The organism is Vibrio aerogenes (assembly GCF_024346755.1).
In the GTDB taxonomy this organism is placed as follows: domain Bacteria; phylum Pseudomonadota; class Gammaproteobacteria; order Enterobacterales; family Vibrionaceae; genus Vibrio; species Vibrio aerogenes.
Map to the genome: position 1 here is coordinate 3,274,519 of NZ_AP024861.1, position 18,050 is coordinate 3,292,568.

10 protein-coding genes, 1 pseudogene and 1 other annotated feature are annotated in these 18,050 nt (G+C 45.5%); of the genes and pseudogenes, 4 read left to right on the top strand and 7 right to left on the bottom strand.

The genetic code is table 11. The annotated features are described in order from the left end of the window. Positions 1-119: 119 nt before the first annotated feature. Complete coding sequence (gene grcA / locus OCV29_RS14495) at positions 120-497, top strand: autonomous glycyl radical cofactor GrcA (RefSeq protein WP_073602571.1); 378 nt, start codon at positions 120-122, stop codon at positions 495-497. Positions 498-635: 138 nt separating this feature from the next. Here the strand turns inward: grcA and thrC are convergent, their stop codons facing one another. The 5 genes from thrC to OCV29_RS14520 form a co-directional block, all read right to left on the bottom strand. Then, complete coding sequence (gene thrC, locus OCV29_RS14500; protein ID WP_073602572.1) at positions 636-1,919, bottom strand: threonine synthase; 1,284 nt, start codon at positions 1,917-1,919, stop codon at positions 636-638. Then, positions 1,916-2,887, bottom strand: coding sequence for a homoserine kinase (thrB, locus tag OCV29_RS14505; protein WP_073602573.1), 972 nt, complete (start codon positions 2,885-2,887; stop codon positions 1,916-1,918). Before thrB ends, thrC begins: the two co-directional genes overlap by 4 nt. Positions 2,888-2,890: 3 nt before the next feature. Further along, entirely contained in the window at positions 2,891-5,350 is a 2,460-nt protein-coding gene (gene thrA, locus OCV29_RS14510) for a bifunctional aspartate kinase/homoserine dehydrogenase I (RefSeq protein ID WP_073602574.1), read from the bottom strand. 25 nt (positions 5,351-5,375) lie between these two features. Continuing rightward, positions 5,376-5,497: a sequence feature (Thr leader region), on the bottom strand. Positions 5,498-5,665: 168 nt separating this feature from the next. Further along, positions 5,666-6,151, bottom strand: a complete 486-nt coding sequence (locus OCV29_RS14515; protein WP_073602575.1) for a putative 4-hydroxy-4-methyl-2-oxoglutarate aldolase — start codon at positions 6,149-6,151, stop codon at positions 5,666-5,668. Positions 6,152-6,167: 16 nt separating this feature from the next. Continuing rightward, positions 6,168-6,572 (bottom strand): DUF3293 domain-containing protein, encoded by a 405-nt coding sequence (locus tag OCV29_RS14520; RefSeq protein WP_245796772.1) that lies wholly within the window; start codon positions 6,570-6,572, stop codon positions 6,168-6,170. A gap of 318 nt (positions 6,573-6,890) precedes the next feature. On the opposite strand from OCV29_RS14520, the pseudogene arcA reads away from it, so the two are divergent. Next, positions 6,891-7,607: pseudogene (arcA, locus tag OCV29_RS14525) on the top strand (two-component system response regulator ArcA). 184 nt (positions 7,608-7,791) lie between these two features. On the opposite strand, the gene arcB reads toward arcA, so the two are convergent. Both arcB and OCV29_RS14535 read right to left on the bottom strand, forming a co-directional pair. Beyond that, positions 7,792-10,134 (bottom strand): aerobic respiration two-component sensor histidine kinase ArcB, encoded by a 2,343-nt coding sequence (gene arcB / locus OCV29_RS14530; protein WP_073602577.1) that lies wholly within the window; start codon positions 10,132-10,134, stop codon positions 7,792-7,794. Between the two features lie 127 nt (positions 10,135-10,261). After that, a complete protein-coding gene (locus OCV29_RS14535) occupies positions 10,262-11,212 on the bottom strand; it encodes a TIGR01212 family radical SAM protein (RefSeq protein WP_073602695.1) in 951 nt (316 codons plus the stop codon). A 566-nt stretch (positions 11,213-11,778) separates the two neighbouring features. Between OCV29_RS14535 and gltB the strand changes: the two genes are divergently transcribed. Together gltB and OCV29_RS14545 are read left to right on the top strand one after the other, a co-directional pair. Further along, complete coding sequence (gltB, locus tag OCV29_RS14540) at positions 11,779-16,311, top strand: glutamate synthase large subunit (RefSeq protein ID WP_073602578.1); 4,533 nt, start codon at positions 11,779-11,781, stop codon at positions 16,309-16,311. Beyond that, on the top strand, positions 16,311-17,780 hold the full coding sequence (locus tag OCV29_RS14545; protein WP_073602579.1) for a glutamate synthase subunit beta: 1,470 nt from the start codon (positions 16,311-16,313) through the stop codon (positions 17,778-17,780). Before gltB ends, OCV29_RS14545 begins: the two co-directional genes overlap by 1 nt. Positions 17,781-18,050: the final 270 nt, after the last annotated feature.

The window sequence follows — 18,050 nt, forward strand, 5'->3', positions numbered from 1 at the left end:
TGGACTTTTGACCTAAATCAATATAAAAATTAGGGATATTAGATACGCAACATCAGGCTCAACCTGGTGATAAATGAACACCCATAAAACTCACAATCTTTGTGAATAAGGAGAAAGCTATGATCCAAGGCATCCAAATTACTCAATCAGCCAATGCCCAGCTCGTCAACTCCATCTGGCTTATCGATCAAGAAAAAAATGAAGCACGCTGTGTTGCTGCTGAGTCTGGCTACACCGCAGATCAAGTTGTACCTGTCAGTGATCTGGGCAACTATGAAAGCCGTGAGCTCTCGATTGAAGCTGCACCAAAAGTTGAAGGCGGACAACACCTGAATGTCAACGTATTAAAACGTGAAACGCTGGAAGACGCCGTTGAGAATCCGGAAAAATATCCTCAGCTGACAATTCGTGTCTCTGGCTATGCAGTACGCTTTAACTCACTGACACCAGAACAACAACGTGATGTCATTGCACGTACTTTTACTGAATCCATGTAATTCGTGTAATCTGAACAACCATTTCCAAGTTGATTAAAAAAGCGGCACTTTTGTGCCGCTTTTATCGTTAACACTTTTTTACTCATAAAATCAGAGCGAAATACAGAGAAAAGCCACTCACTTTTCCCTGACGCCTGATTAAGACTGAACAGCCCTGAGAACTTTCTTCAATGCTTCGAAATCGTCATCCATCTCCTGTGATAACAATGCCATCTCAGCGTGTTTAGCCAATGGTCCCGGCAGTTCAATATCGCTGCCAAGAATATCATCAACAACATCTTTAAATTTCGCCGGATGGGCCGTACACAAAAACAATCCGGTTTCACCAGGCTGTAACTGCTCATTCAGTACACGGTAAGCGATTGCACCATGTGGCTCACACAGATACCCCAACGCATGTAATTCACGCACAGACGCTGCACTTTGCTCATCGGTCACGGCACCTTTTCCGAGCGTTTCAAGTCCCCATTGTTTGATGCCGGATAATTCCTCAATACGGGGCCAGTTGTTTGGCTGGCTCACATCCATGGCATTCGAAGTCGTCGCAATCGTTGGTTTTGGTGCCCATTCACCGGTCTCCAGATAACGGGGCACTGTATCATTCACATTCGTTGAAGCAATAAAACGCTTCACCGGCAATCCTAATGCCTTAGCCAGAAGTCCGGCAGTCAGATTACCAAAATTACCACTCGGTACAGAAACAACCAGATTCTCACGCTCTTCTTTTGACAATTGTGCAGCGGCTTCAAAGTAGTAGCAGATCTGAGCCATCAAACGACTGATATTGATCGAGTTTGCGGAATTCAGCCCGACTTCACTTCTCAGAGTCTGATCATCAAATGCCTGTTTAACCAAAGACTGACAGGCATCAAAGTCACTGTTAATTGCAACGGTATGAATGTTCTTACCCAGCGTACAAAATAGTTTTTCCTGCAACGGACTGATTTTCCCTTTCGGGTACAGAATCACAACCTGAATATTCTCCATACCATAAAAAGCATGGGCAACAGCAGCGCCTGTATCGCCTGAAGTCGCAGTCAGAATAGTAATTTTTCCGCCATCAGATACCGCAGCAAGAGACTGAGCCATGAAGCGGCCACCAAAGTCTTTAAAGGCCAGCGTCGGACCGTGGAACAGCTCCAGCGCATAAGTATGGTCTTTGACTTTGTTTAAAGGTGCAGGGAACTGAAACGCCTGATTCACCATCTCTGCCACTTTTTCTTCCGGCAGCTCATCCCCAATCAATGCAGATAAAATTTTTGCACTGCGGGGAATAAATTCTTCTTCCAGCAAAGCATCAATGTTGTCAAACTTTGGTAGCTCAGAAGGAAAAAACAGGCCCTGGTTCCGGCCTAATCCCTGACGTACAGCCTGAGAAAAAGAAACCTGTTCATCATTCTCTTTAATGTTATAAAGCTTCATAGCTTACTTCCTGTTGATTTTGAACCCTGTTTATCCAGGCGACAAATATGAACGAATCCATCATTATTTTGTACATAATTATCTGACAGCCATTTTGCAACACGCTCTGCAACATCCTGACTCTGACAGACACTAAAAAGTGTTGGGCCACTACCGGATATCCCGGTCGCTAAGGCACCTGCTGAAGAAGCATACTGACGGGCGGCAGAAAATCCAGGTAAAAGTTTTTCCCGGTATGGTTCTGCAATCACATCCTGAATCATGCTAGCAGCCAGTTCAGGCTGGCGCGAGTAACAGGCATGAACAAAACCTGACAGATATCTTCCGTGTGCAATGACATCCTGACGACGGTATTGAGAAGGTAAAATGGCACGGGCTTCAGCAGTTGAAACTTTAATCCCCGGATAAGCCATCACCCAGAACCACTCGTCAAAACAAGGAATCTCCTGACTGATAATTCCAAGCTGTTCAACCATTAATTGTAAGCCACCCAGATAGCAGGGAGCGACATTATCATAATGGACACCACCCGATATTTTTCCTTCCATCTCTCCCATTAATGCAAGTAATTCACTCTCATTAAGTGGCTGATTATGGAAACGGTTCAATGCATCTAATGCAGCGACAATCGAGCAGGCACTGGAGCCCAGCCCTGAACCTATCGGCATATTCTTTTCCAGTGTAATATCCACTGGCCTGAGTGGCACATTTTTCTTTTTTAATTCCCGGCCAAAAACCGTCCAGCAATCATAGACGATATTTTCTTTCGGGTTTTCAGGTAACCGGTCAACGAAACGTCCGACCGCTTCAAGTGTAAAAGGCTCTGATCCGGCTTTCACTTCAACCCGATCACCCAATTTTGTCCCGTCAACTGGTGAAACAGCCGCACCGAGTACATCAAAACCAACACTGACATTACCAATCGATGCAGGGGCATAAACAACAACGCTCTCATTCATTTCACTCATGAATTAAACTCCCAGCTTCCAGCCTAACGTACGCATTAAATCAGCAAAAACACCTGCCGCAGTGACTTCTGTGCCCGCACCATAGCCCCGCAGAACCAATGGAATAGGCTGATAATAACGGCTATGGAATGCCAGCGCATTTTCACCATCTTTAATTTTAAACATTGGGTCATCTTCACCGACTGCTGCAATCGAAACCCGGCACTGACCATCGGCAATCTCCCCGACATAGCGTAACACTTTCCCGGTTGAACGGGCTTCTTCAATCAGAGAATGAAAGTATTCATCGGCCTGGGGCAGACGGACCATAAAATCATCAATACTTCCTGAAGCATCAAAACCCGGCGGTAATGCCAACTCCACATTCACATCATCCAGCTCTAGTTTCATACCGGTTTCCCGGGCCAGGATTAACAACTTTCGCGCAACATCCATTCCTGAGAGATCGTCTCTTGGATCTGGTTCAGTAAATCCTTTTTCTTTTGCAATCTGAGTGGCCTGACTAAAGCTTAAGCCTTCATCAAGTTTACCGAAAATAAAAGAAAGAGAGCCAGACAAAATGCCACTGAATTTTTCCAGTTCATCACCTGCTGCAACCAGATTCTGCAGGTTTTCAATCACAGGTAATCCCGCGCCAACTGTTGTTTCATACATCAGCTTTCGTCTTGATGTTCTGGCAACGTCACGAAGCTGCTGATAATAAGCCATACTGGCCGTATTGGCTTTCTTATTCGGTGTCACAACATGGAAACCGGAAGCGAGAAAGTCAGCATATTGTCCGGCGATGTCATCGCTTGACGTACAGTCAACAAGAACCGGATTAATGATATGGTTGCGCTGAACCAGAGCAATCAGACGGGCCAGACTGAATTTATCAGTGACACCGTTCAGGCGATCTCGCCAGTTTTCCAGCTCCAGTCCTTCCGCATCAAGTAATAAACCTTTACTGTTTGCCAGACCACATACCCGAATCTCAATGCCTTTCGCGGCCAGTTTATCCTGTTGGCGATGAATCTGATCGATGAATTCACCGCCGACGCCGCCGACACCCAATACAAACACATCGAGATAATGCTTCGAGTTAAACAGATTTTCATGACACGCTTTAATTGCTTCAGAAATCTTGTCTTCCGGTATAACAGCAGAAATTGCCCGCTCAGAAGATCCCTGCGCAATCGCAATGATATTGACGTGAACTTCAGCCAGAGAAGTGAAGAACTGAGAAGCAATACCACTGGCAGTTCTCATCCCATCACCGACTAAGGTAATAATGGCAACGTCATCGATAAATTCGACAGGCTCCAGAATGCCGTCTTTCAGTTCAAGTTCAAAAGATTCAGATAAAACCTGCTTCGCTTTCAGTTTATCTTCCGCTTCAATACAAAAACTGATTGAATATTCAGAAGAAGATTGAGTGATCAGGACAATCGATACACCGGCAGCAGACATGGCACCAAAAACACGGCTGGCCATACCAACCATTCCCTTCATACCAGGTCCGGATACGTTCACCATCGTCAGATTATTGAGGGTCGTAATCCCTTTGATAGACAATCTGTCTTCACCGGTATCCTGTCCAATCAGAGTACCTGCACCCTGAGGGTTAAAGCTGTTTTTGATCAGGCATGGAATCTGGAAGCGGGCGATAGGAGCAATGGTTTTGGGATGGAGAACAGAAGCGCCAAAATAAGATAACTCCATCGCCTCCTGATAACTGAGAGACTTCAGTAATCTGGCATCTTTCACCAGTCTCGGGTCACAATTATAGACACCATCGACATCAGTCCAGATTTCACAGCACTCAGCCCGCAAACAAGCCGCAAGAACTGCAGCAGAGTAATCAGAACCATTTCGTCCCAGGCAAACCAGCTCTCCTTTTTCATTTCCGGCAGTAAATCCGGGCATGATATGCACATGGTTCTCAGGTAATGGTTTCGTTTTAAAATTATTGGTTGAAGCATCAACATCAACCATCGACTCCAGGTAATCACCTTTGGCACTTAAATACTGAATGGGATCAATCAGATTCACAGCATGCCCTTTGGCTTCAAGTACAGCCTTCATCAACTGAATCGAGATGCGTTCGCCTTTACTGATAACGCGGGCATTTACATGGTCAGGACACGTTCCAAGCAAGCTGATACCATGCACAAATTTTCTCAGCATACCCAGAGAATGTTCTACTGTCTTTTGAAATTCTGTCCCGTCAATATCAGGCAGCTCAGACTGAATGTCCTGAAATAAAGAAGAAAAAGATGATTCCAGATCTGCAATCTGCAGTTCAGCTTCTCCCTGCTTCAGTGCAAACTCAATGACCGAAACTAATTTATTTGTTGTTTTTCCCGGCGCTGATAAGACAACAGAAACTGATTCTTGCTGAGCATTATTAGCGATTATTTGTGCAGCCCGTAAAAACCGATCAGCATCTGCTAATGACGAACCACCAAACTTTAATACACGCATCCATTCCTCCGATATTTAAAACATATAAAAAAAGGCCTGTATCTTGTGGGATACAGGCCTTTTTTGAAATTATTTAACTCAGCAGCCTGCCCCAACATCTGTAATGTCGGTAATAATAATGGTGGTCGTCATTACTACTAAGCAAGTCACTGTCATTCTCAATTCGATTACAAGCACTAATTAACCTACGTTTACCCCATTTAATGGGAAACTGTCAATGAAAAAGTGATAAATTTTATCTTTCACCGCCAGAAAACATCACCCAAACACAGAGTTAACGAGGGTATTTATATAACTAAATCAATAGAATAAATATCAATTTAGCACTAAAGCCTGCTCTGAGAGCAAGATACCATTCCAGTCAGCATAAATATAATCTCCGGGCTGAATGATTTGGCTGGTCAGGGACAATGAAACATTCAACTGTCCGACGCCTCGTTTTTCTGTCTTGAAAGGACAGACGCCCAAGGCCTTAATTCCGATCTCAATCCCGGACAATGTCACTACATCCCGGACAGCACCATAAACGATAATACCTTCCCAGTTATTCTGATAAGCTTTGAGTGCCAACTGGTCACCTAACAATGCGCGCTGGCAGGAACCATGTCCATCCACCACGAGAACTTTGCCCTGACCGTTCTGACTAAGCACTTCTGCGACTTTTGAGTTATCGTGATAGCACCGGACCGTCACAACTTCTCCCCAAAATGCACATTTCTGACCAAAATTTTGTAAAGGCAAATCAAGCAAGGTCACTTGTGACTCGTATTTATCACAAATATCAGGTGTTATGTCTTGCATCATTCCTCCATGATTCTCATTCAAGCTTTTTATAAATTTTTTCGGACAGGAGCCCCAAATGGTCAACTCTGACATCAACACAGGCGTATAAAAATAGTTGTCCCTGTCTCACATAATAAATCGCGTTTTGCCCAAATTCCCGGGCAATCTGCAACGACGTCTCCAGATCAGCAGCAACAGCGAAGCTTTCTTCAATCCATTTAAACTGAATATCCCCAACCCGGACACAAGCCCATTCATACTGACAAATCTTTTCGAGCAAGCGTTTATTATTTGCACAATTTTCTGATTCTGGCAATTGTTGACTTTCCGGATTCCATGCGGTAATGATAGAAAAGTTTCGGGCAAATATTGGAGATTTAAAATCAAAACAGCTGGAAGCGTAAGCAGCCCATAAAGTCTCGTCAATCATCTGTTTCATCACCATTTATCTCTTTGTTTCAGACATAAATCAGAAGTTTCATCCTCTTGATATAAATCAACAAAGTGTGTTGTATTGAAAATATCCCATTGTTAGCATGCTGTTAACATTATAAAATCCAACGCAACAAATAGATCATAGAAGTCGGCAAGATCGGATCCCTTGCAGTACTCATCCATGGATGGCGGCACAGTTTATATCGTATTCCGAAGAATACTTTAACTTATTAACAACATATATTTAGCATTATTACTATGTTATATATAATGAATATAAGTTCATTTTACAGAATAGTTTTTCACAATTTAGGTACCGCCAATGCAAACCCCGCAGATTCTTATCGTTGAAGACGAGCAAGTTACACGTAACACGCTTAAGAGTATTTTTGAAGCAGAGGGATACGCAGTATTTGAAGCCAGTGACGGTGAAGAGATGAATCAGATTCTATCGGACAAATCGGTGAATCTGGTCATTATGGATATCAACCTGCCAGGAAAAAATGGCTTATTACTTGCCCGTGAACTCAGAGAACAAGCTGATGTGGCGCTGATGTTTCTCACCGGCAGAGACAATGAAGTCGATAAAATACTGGGATTAGAAATTGGTGCGGATGATTATATCACCAAGCCATTTAATCCTCGTGAGCTGACCATCAGGGCCAGAAATTTACTCAGTCGCTCAATGACACCAAATACTGTTCAGGAAGAAAAATGAACAGTTGATAAGTATAACTTTAATGGATGGGAACTGGATATTAACAGTCGCTCACTCATCAATCCTGATGGCGATAGTTATAAACTTCCCCGTTCAGAGTTCAGAGCCCTGCTTCATTTTTGCGAGAACCCCGGAAAAATCCAGACCCGGGCAGAACTACTCAAGAAAATGACCGGGCGAGAGCTGAAACCGCATGATCGGACTGTCGACGTCACAATACGCCGTATCCGCAAGCATTTTGAATCCGTTGCCGGAACACCCGAAATTATTGCTACAATTCATGGTGAAGGCTACCGTTTCTGCGGCACGCTGGATGATTGATAACAGATGGTTGATGACAAAAGTCTGAAAATTATCAGCTTCAAATGATGTAAAAAGCTCTGTATGAAAACAGAGCTTTTTTATTGCAAAAATGTTAAATCCAGACTGCTATTATCTAAATTTGCCGCCTTGCCAGAGTCAAAAACAGCCTCCGGCAGGAGCGGCGATGAAAGATAAACACGCTCTAGCGCTCAGACAACCATTGTCTCAAGACTTCCAAATCATGTTGATACTCTGTTTTGATTTCATCAACCCAGTCACCAATATTCTCCCACCATGCTGGTTCATCCGGTGACTGAGCCATTTGTGCAACAGACTGGATCCGGCGTAACCCGATGGCACCTGCAGCGCCTTTTATTTTATGCGCTTCAGAAGTGATCCCAGCCTGATCTTTTGCCACCATATTCGAATCAAGAATTTCGAGATACTCAGGCATCATTTGAGCAAACATTTCAATACTGTCAATCACAGGCTGCTCACCAACAATATCAACATAAGAAGTCAGCATATCTAAATCCAACAACCGCGCATACTTCATCTGCCGGTCGTCTTCAACCTGAATGATAGGTTTCTGCTCCCGGAGAGCATTCTCATTTTCATCAGAAAAACGGGCAATGACATTCTGAACAGCCATCACAGATAAGGGCTCACTGATGACCTCATCCATACCTCCGGAGTAATAAGTCTGTTTACTCTTCTGCACATTGGCCGTCAATGCAATCAAAGGCGGAAGTTCTGCATAGGTTTCCCTGAAATACTTTGCAACATCAAAACCCGTCATATCCGGCAGTTGAATATCAAGAAAAACCAGATCATATGTCTCCGGCCTGAACAGGTTTTTTGCTTCTTCCCCTGTCATCGCAACAGTTAAAGTATGCCCCAGACTTTCAAGCAAAGAACGGGCAACGGTAACGTTCAGTTGAATATCTTCCACCATAAATATGCTCAGTGGTTTCTGCATCTGAGGCAATGCCGTATTCTGCAAGGCATCTTCAGCTAAAGGTGCCTGTAACGTAACCCGGAAAGTACTGCCATATCCTTCTTCACTAATCACAGATATATCGCCATTCATTAAATTCATCAGCTGGCGGGAAACTGCCAGTCCAATGCCTGTCCCCATGGCATGCAGATTATTTTTTTCCGATTTAACCTGGTAATACATCGCAAAAATATTCTCAAGTTCGGCTTCAGGAATACCAATACCGGTATCTTCCACTTCAATCACAATCGAGGCCATAGAGGCTTCAATTTCAGCCTCTATGGTCATGACAACACCGCCCTCTTTCGTAAACTTAATCGCATTACTGATTAAATTCCACAGTACCTGTCGCAGGCGGGTTCCATCCACGTTGACAACAAACTGTAGCTGAGTCAGCCTTTCCAGATCAAACCGAAGCCCCTTTTGTTCTGCCATCAGGGCAGACAAACTTTCAATCTCAACAATAAATTCTTCAAAGTTCAGTGGTTCAGGAAATAGTGCAAGTTTTCGCTGATCGAACTTATCCATATCGATTATATCGTTAAAAATATTCCCCAGAGTCACAGCACTGACATTGATGGTCTGCAGGTACTTTCTTTGTTCCGGATTCATTGGAGAATCCAACAACATACGGCTCAGCCCGACGATACCGTTTAACGGCGTCCGGAGTTCATGACTGATGGTGGAAATAAAGGTGGTTTTATCCCGGCTGGCTTTTTCAAGTGATTCTTCGTGATGCTTCCGCTCCGTAATATCACGGCCAAAACCAACTAATCCCAAATGGCGGCCTTCCTTGCTGTAAAACGGCACTTTCCTCAGTTCAAAATAACTCTTCCGGCCATCCGGATACTCAAGCCACTGTTCATAAGTAATGGCACGGTTCTGTGAAAATACCTGTTCATCGGTATGCACAATTTGCCGGGCGACTTCTTTGCTGTAAACTTCCCACGGCGTTAACCCCACCAACTCCTGTTCGACTTTTCCTGTCAGTTCTTCCATCGCGCGGTTACAGCCGGAAAAAATACCATCGGCGTTCCGGTAGTAAATTAAGTCAGGAGATGCATCGATAAAAGAACGAAGCAGAGCGGTTCTTTCTGCCAGTTCAAGCTGTGTTTTTTCACGTTGGTAAACCTCATTTTCCAAATCGACCATCGCTTCTTCTCTGGCTTCTTCCGCTTTGATTCGTTCTTCAATTTCCTGGTTCAGCTTGGCAATATTTTGTTGTAGCTGGTAGTTCAGCTCCTGATCTCTTGAACGCATATCCTTTAGTTTGGCAACCAGCTTGGAGAGACGTTGCCTCGACTCCTCCAGCTGATCGACAACAACAGACAGGAAATAGACAGCCCAGGGCGTAATAATCAAACCAAAAAAGACTGAGCGGATGATATCAAGATCATCGACAAAGCCATTCAGCACCAGCGTGATCGCAACCTGAACCACAACAGCAAGCGCAACCAGTGCTAACGCAAGAAGAATAGAAAAGCGGAGAATTCCCAGTTTGACCAAAAGATCAACATAGTATTGCGCCAGATTTTTCAGTGGTTTCATCAAAATGCTCCAGACGACCTCATTGTTCCATCAATTCAAAGAATGCCGGTTAATTTATACCATACTCGTCATATAAATGATTGTTCTTATCAACACTGATGGCAGGGCTCATCCTGCTTGTAACAACTCAACCCACACAACAAACCTGTTTTTTCCGGCCAATAAAAGGACGATGAATTAAACTCCCCTGAGCGCCTTCTTCATTCAGTTTTTTTTCAATATCAGTCATCGCAACCCAACGGTTTTCACACCAAAGCGGCGCCAACAGTGTCGGACGCCGTGCAGCGGAAGCAATCCTGTGAAAAACAACCTCAGGCGGTGTCAGACGAATCATCCGGCTGGCAGTATCTACGTAATGAGACAAGGTTGGTGCCTCTAAACGACCAGCCCGCCACGCTTTGGCCATCACACTCCCTTCCACAATATGTAAACTGTGTAGCTTAATCCCGTCAGTCCCGGTCTCCAGAACCCGCTCCAGCGTATCAAGATTGTCTTGCCGGACTTCACCAGGCAAACCAACAATCAGATGTGTACACACTTTCAGATTCAAAGCCCGTGCTTTTTGCGTGATCTCATGATACACATCATACCCATGCCCGCGGTTGATGAGTTTGAGTGTTTTTTCATTTGCGGTTTGCAACCCAAGTTCCAGCCAGACTTCAAAGCCCTGCTGCTGATAACCTGACAATAACGCAAGCACATCATCCGAAACACAGTCAGGTCTCGTTCCCACACACAAGCCAACAATATCCGATGAAATTAATGCTTCTTCATACATAGATTTCAATCGCTGTAACTCTGCATAAGTACTGGTGTATGCCTGAAAATAAGCAAGATACTTACGGGCCCGGTCTACTTCTTTTGCCCGCTCCTGAAGCTGTTCGCTGATGCTGGTTTGCCTGGCTGTTTCATCGGCAAAAGAAGCCACATTACAGAATGTGCACCCGCCTCTGCCAATCGTCCCATCCCGGTTCGGGCAACTAAATCCGCCATGTAAAGTTAACTTGTGGACCCGCTCACCATACCGGTGCTTCAAATCCTGACCTATCGTGTTCACAAGTTCGTGTAACTGTTTCAAAAAAGCCTCACTGAGTGAAAATAAATTACACTCTGTCAAAATTAAGGAGTGTTTGTGTTCATATGTTACCGCTCTGTTACGGTATTCGGGGATTTTAATTCGGCTTTATTTTTAATGTCTTATTCCATATCAAGAAACGAAAAAAACGTGCTTCTGTTAAATTAATCCTTAATAAAAACCATAAAAACCAAACAATCGATAAATCAGACGATAGTTTTTTATTGGAATTTTATATAACAAATGTGTAGGATAGTTACAATTTCGTCTCTATTTTTTGGGGTTTATCCAATTGGATTTAGATGAAAATTCGGTGATATGCAAATCCCTCCAAAACAAAGTACCAAGTTACTTTAAAAAATAAACCGCTTATCACTAAAGATTGTTTTTCTTACGCTATTTCCTATGAGAAACGGAATAAATTAAAACCATCAGAATCGTCTTGGTTTTAACTATAAGAATGGATAAAGGACCTGTCGCGCGTTGTCGTTGTAATTGACTGGAGTGGTAATGAACTTAACCAGCTCATATTTGCACGCGCGTCTTGATTGAACCGGAAGGATGTATCAATGTTAAACTCACAAGGGTTATACACGCCAGAGCTTGAGCACGATGCCTGTGGTATCGGCTTTGTCGCTCATCTCAAAAACCGAAAATCGCACCAGGTCGTCACCCAGGCCCTGGACATGCTTGCCCGCATGGAACACCGGGGTGGACAGGGATGTGACCCGTGTAGTGGTGATGGTGCTGGTATTCTGTTGCAAAAACCGCACGAATTTTTACTTGAAGAAACCGTAAAACTGGGAATTCGCCTGCCGTCATTTGAACAGTACGGTGTCGGTGTCGTTTTATTTCCGAAGGATGAACATCAACGCGCTCAATGCCGGGACATTCTGGAAAGAAATGCACGTCGTCTGGATTTAGAAATTCTGGGTTACCGGGTTCTTCCTGTCGATAATAGTATGTTGGGTGCTGATCCACTCAGTACCGAACCTCAGTTTGAACATGTATTTATTACCGGTGGTCCGGGAACCACCCCGGAAGCTTTAGAACGTAAGCTCTATGTATTACGTAACTATACTGTCCGGGTCTGTCTGGAAAGTGTGTCAAACATCGGTGATGATTTTTATATCAATTCACTGTCATACAAAACCCTTGTTTATAAAGGTCAGCTGACAACCGAACAGGTGCCACAGTACTTCCTGGATTTACAAAATCCAACGATGGTCACCGCTCTGGCACTGGTCCATTCCCGCTTTTCAACCAATACATTTCCCAAATGGCGTCTGGCGCAACCTTTCCGTTATATCGCACATAACGGCGAAATCAATACGGTCCGGGGTAACCTGAACTGGATGAAAGCCCGCGAAGCAATCATCGAGTCCAAACTGTTTACCAAAGCCGAAATTGACATGCTGCTGCCAGTCTGTCAGGAAGATAGCTCTGACTCATCAAATTTCGACATGGTGCTGGAACTGCTGGTTCTGTCCGGACGCTCTTTACCACACGCACTGATGATGATGATTCCTGAAGCCTGGCAGGAAAACCAGCAAATGGATCCGAAACGCCGGGCGTTTTACCGTTATCACGCGAATGTGATGGAACCTTGGGATGGTCCGGCTTCCGTCTGCTTTACCGATGGTGTGATCGTCGGTGCGACGCTGGACCGTAATGGCCTGCGCCCGTCCCGCTACACGGTGACAAAAGATGATTTCCTGATTATGGCGTCAGAGTCTGGTGTGGTTGATATTGCATCGGACAATATCGAATATCGCGGACGCTTACAGCCGGGACGGATTTTCGTCGCAGATCTGGAAGAAGGGCGAATCATTTCTGATGAAGAAGTGAAAGAGAATATCGCCAATGCCCAGCCATATGAACAATGGCTGAAAGAGAACCTGCTCAGTCTCAAATCTCTGCCGGATGCAGATACAGGCCATAATCAGCCAAAACCGGAAAGATTACTCCATAAACAGCAGGCATTTGGTGTCACGATTGAAGAAATCAATCAGATTATTCAGCCGCTGGCGCAAACCGGTTATGAACCGCTGGGTTCTATGGGTGCTGACTGGCCACTGGCCGTATTGTCTCACCAGTCACAGCATTTATCTAACTATTTCAAACAGCTATTTGCTCAGGTCACGAACCCGCCTATCGACCCGATTCGTGAGCGGATGGTGATGTCACTGAATACCTATATTGGTCAGGACCAGAACCTGCTGTCAGAATCACCGGAACACTGCCTGAAGGTCGAACTTGAATCGCCGCTCGTTTCTAATGCTGAGCTGGAAAAACTTCGTGCGATTGACAATGAACATTTACAGGCCAAGACTCTGGATATTGTCTTCCAGGCAAGTGAAGATTCCGGCAAGCTGGAACGTGCACTCAAACGGATCTGCCAGTATGCAGAAGATGCTGTTATTGATGGCTACTCAATCATTCTGCTGACTGACCGGGCCGTCAATTCAAACCATGCGGCGATTCCGGCAATGCTGGCCGTAGGTGCTGTGCACCACCATTTAATCCGCAGAGGATTGAGAGCGAAATGTGGCATCATCGTCGAAACAGGTGATGCACGTGAAACACATCACTTCGCAACACTGGTTGGCTATGGTGCCAACGCGGTTAACCCATATCTGGTCACAGAAACCATTGTTGATCTGCAAAACAAAGGAAAACTGGATCCCGATGCATCGATTGCAACGCTATTTGATCAATACCGGAAAGGGGTCAACGGCGGTCTGCTGAAAATCTTCTCGAAAATGGGAATTTCCACGCTTCAGTCATATCATGGCGCGCAGATCTTTGAAGCATTAGGTATCAGTAAAGCCGTTGTCGATAAATACTTTACCGGTACAGTCACCCGTATTCAGGGACTGACGCTGGATGATATCGCGAAAGAAGTTCTCGTCCGTCACCGGATTGGATTCCCGCAACGTGAAATCCCGCTGCAAATGCTGGATGTAGGTGGTGTCTATCAATGGAAACAACGGGGAGAGCAACACCTGTTTAACCCGGAAACCATCAGCCTGCTGCAACAGTCTACCCGGAATAAAGACTATACGAAGTTCAAAGCCTACACTGAAGCCGTTGATGCACAGGGTGATAAAGCCGTTACCTTACGCAGCCAGCTTGAGTTTTTGAAAAATCCGGCCGGCTCCATCTCGCTGGATGAAGTTGAGCCAATAGAGAATATCGTCAAACGTTTTGCGACCGGCGCAATGTCGTTTGGTTCGATCTCTTATGAAGCCCACTCTACGCTGGCCGTTGCGATGAACCGGCTGGGCGCCCGCTCCAACTCTGGAGAAGGTGGTGAAGATCCGGCCCGTTTCGAACGAAAAGCCAATGGAGACTGGGAGCGCTCAGCGATCAAGCAGGTTGCCTCCGGGCGATTTGGGGTGACATCTTACTACCTGACCAATGCCGATGAGCTGCAAATCAAAATGGCTCAGGGAGCAAAACCTGGCGAAGGCGGGCAACTTCCCGGTGATAAAGTCGATGACTGGATCGGGGCAACACGTCACTCCACGCCGGGAGTCGGGTTGATTTCACCGCCACCACACCATGATATTTATTCAATCGAAGATCTGGCGCAATTGATTTACGATCTGAAAAATGCCAACCGTGCTGGCCGTGTTAACGTCAAACTGGTATCAGAAGCCGGTGTCGGAACAATTGCATCCGGTGTTGCCAAGGCAAAAGCCGATGTCGTTCTGATTGCTGGCTATGATGGCGGAACAGGAGCATCTCCGATTTCCTCTATCCGTCATACAGGGCTGCCATGGGAACTGGGTCTGGCTGAAACACATCAGACACTGTTGAAAAATGGTTTGCGTAACCGGATCGTCGTGCAAGCCGACGGTCAGATGAAAACGCCAAGAGATCTTGCGATTGCGACCTTACTGGGTGCGGAAGAATGGGGCGTTGCGACAGCCGCACTGGTTGTCGAAGGCTGTATCATGATGCGTAAGTGCCATAAAAACACCTGCCCTGTCGGAATTGCCACGCAAAACAAAACACTGCGGGAACGCTTTGACGGCCGGGTAGAAGATGTGGTGACCTTCTTCCGCTATATGGCCGAAGGCTTACGCGAGATTATGGCTGAGCTGGGATTCCGGACCATTGATGAGATGGTCGGCCAGGCAAATAAATTAAAAGTCCGCGACGATATACAGCACTGGAAATACAAGCATTTGGATCTGTCTCCGGTCCTGCATATGGAATCTCCGCGTAAAGAAGATGGTATCTACTGTCAGACGACCCAAAACCATGCGTTGGAAGAGGTGCTGGATCGACGTCTGCTTGAAGCAGCTGCACCAGCACTTGAGCGTGGTGAAGCGGTTCAGGCTGAATTCCCGATTCTCAACACAGATCGTAGTGTTGGTTCGATGCTCTCGAATGAAATTTCAAAAGTCTATAAAGCTGATGGACTGCCACAAACCATGAAAGTTAAATTTAACGGTTCTGCGGGTCAGTCTTTCGGGGCATTTACCACTAAAGGTGTCCAGTTTGAAGTTGAAGGGGATGCGAATGACTACTGGGGTAAAGGATTGTCAGGCGGAACACTGATTCTTTATCCAAACAAACAATCATCGATTATTCCTGAAGATAACATCGTTGTGGGTAACGTCTGTTTCTATGGTGCAACGTCCGGTGAATCATTTATCCGCGGTAAAGCTGGTGAACGTTTCTGTGTGCGTAACTCAGGTGCGACAGTGGTTGTCGAAGGGACCGGTGATCACGGTTGTGAATACATGACCGGCGGTGTGGCGATTATTCTTGGCCCGACAGGACGTAACTTTGCTGCCGGTATGAGTGGTGGCGTGGCTTATGTCTGGGATAATCAGGGTGATTTCGAGAATAAGCTGAACCAGGAGCTGGTCGATCTGGATCCAATCGATAAGGAAGATGAAGCTTTGATCCGGAACATGTTAACCAAGCATGTCCAGTTTACCGGAAGTGAAGTCGCGCAGTCGTTCCTGGATAACTTTGAAGTGAGTTTACAATCACTGATGAAAGTTATGCCAAGAGACTATAAAGCCGTACTTCAGAAACAAAAAGCAGAACAGGGAACAGAGCAAGTTCAAGCGGAGGCAGTGTAATGGGAAAGCCAACTGGATTTTTAGAGTTCGGTCGAGAACTACCACCAAAAGCAGATCCGGCAGAGCGGATTCAGCACAACAAAGAGTTTGTCCTGAATGAAGCCTTCGGAGAAAAAATTAATGAACAGGCGTCTCGCTGTATGGACTGTGGTGTACCGTTCTGCCATAACGGCTGCCCTATCGGTAATATCATTCCCGAGTTCAATGACGCTGTTTACCGGGAAAGCTGGCAGGAAGCCTGGCATATTTTGAGTTCAACGAATAACTTTCCTGAATTTACCGGCCGGGTTTGCCCCGCGCCGTGTGAAAGCGCCTGTGTGCTTGGGATCAATCAGGATCCCATCACAATCTGTAATATCGAAAAAACGATTGTGGAAACCGCATACAAAGAAGGTTATGCCCAACCCAAAACGCCGGGAAGCCGTACCGGAAAAACCGTTGCTATTGTGGGCTCCGGTCCTTCCGGACTGGCTGCTGCTGAACAGTTAAACAGTGCAGGCCATACGGTGACAGTTTATGAACGGGATGAGAAAGTTGGCGGCCTGCTGCGCTTTGGCATTCCGGATTTTAAACTCGGTATGGATGTCATTGATCGTAAAATCGATCTGATGAAGGAAGCCGGGATTAAGTTTGTCGTCAATGCGCATGTCGGCGTCAATATCAACGCCCGCCAGCTTCGGCAGGAATATGATGTGGTTCTGCTGACCGGTGGTTCCACGGTACCACGCGATTTGACGGTTCCCGGCCGCGAGCTGAAAGGTGTTTATTTTGCGATGCAGTTCCTTGCTCAAAATAACCGCCGGGCTAACGGCATGGACCTGAAAGGTGAAGAAATTCATGCGAAAGGGAAACATGTCGTTGTGATTGGTGGTGGTGATACCGGTTCAGACTGTGTGGGAACCTCAAACCGACATGGCGCAGCCAGTATCACTCAGGTTGAAATCATGCCGGTACCGCCAGAGAAACGTCCGGCAAACATGCCATGGCCGCAGTATCCGATGATTCTTCGCACGTCCACTTCTCACGAAGAAGGCTGTGAACGTCACTGGAATATTCTCACCAAAGCGTTTATTGGCAATGATCAGGGTGAAGTCACCGGATTAAAAGTGGCAGATATCGTCTGGCAAGATGCTGCACCGGGAGAACGTCCGGCTTTCGAAGAAGTTGCCGGAAGTGAACGGATTCTTCCCTGCGATATGGCTTTCCTTGCAATGGGCTTTCTGCATCCGGAACCAGACAGCGTTTTAGCGCAGTTAGACATCAAACTGGATGAAAGAGGCAATGTCGCTACCTCTGATTTCCAAACCAATCAGAAAGGCATTTTTGCTGCCGGTGATATGCGGACCGGTCAGTCGCTGGTTGTTCGTTGCATCAACGAAGGTCGTGAATGTTCCCGCGCAATCGATAACTATCTGATGGGCCAGACTAACCTTGAATCCAAGGCTGACTCACTGATGTTATCCGCATAATCAACTATACTTCTCCTTGTATCAAGAGATGCAGGGAGAAGCTTTTCCTGCCATATTCTTCACACACAAGTTCACAGCTGCAGCAGCATTTCCACTAAGAAAAATGACTTATTATTCACATGAATGAATTATTATGCATCACAGAAAGGAAATTTCTTGATCTTTCCCCCTGTTAAAGCTAATTTTTAAGGTTCGCATTAAACTAACAAATGAGAATGAATTGCTTTACTAACTAAATGCGACAATAAAATAACATACATAATAGTCAGT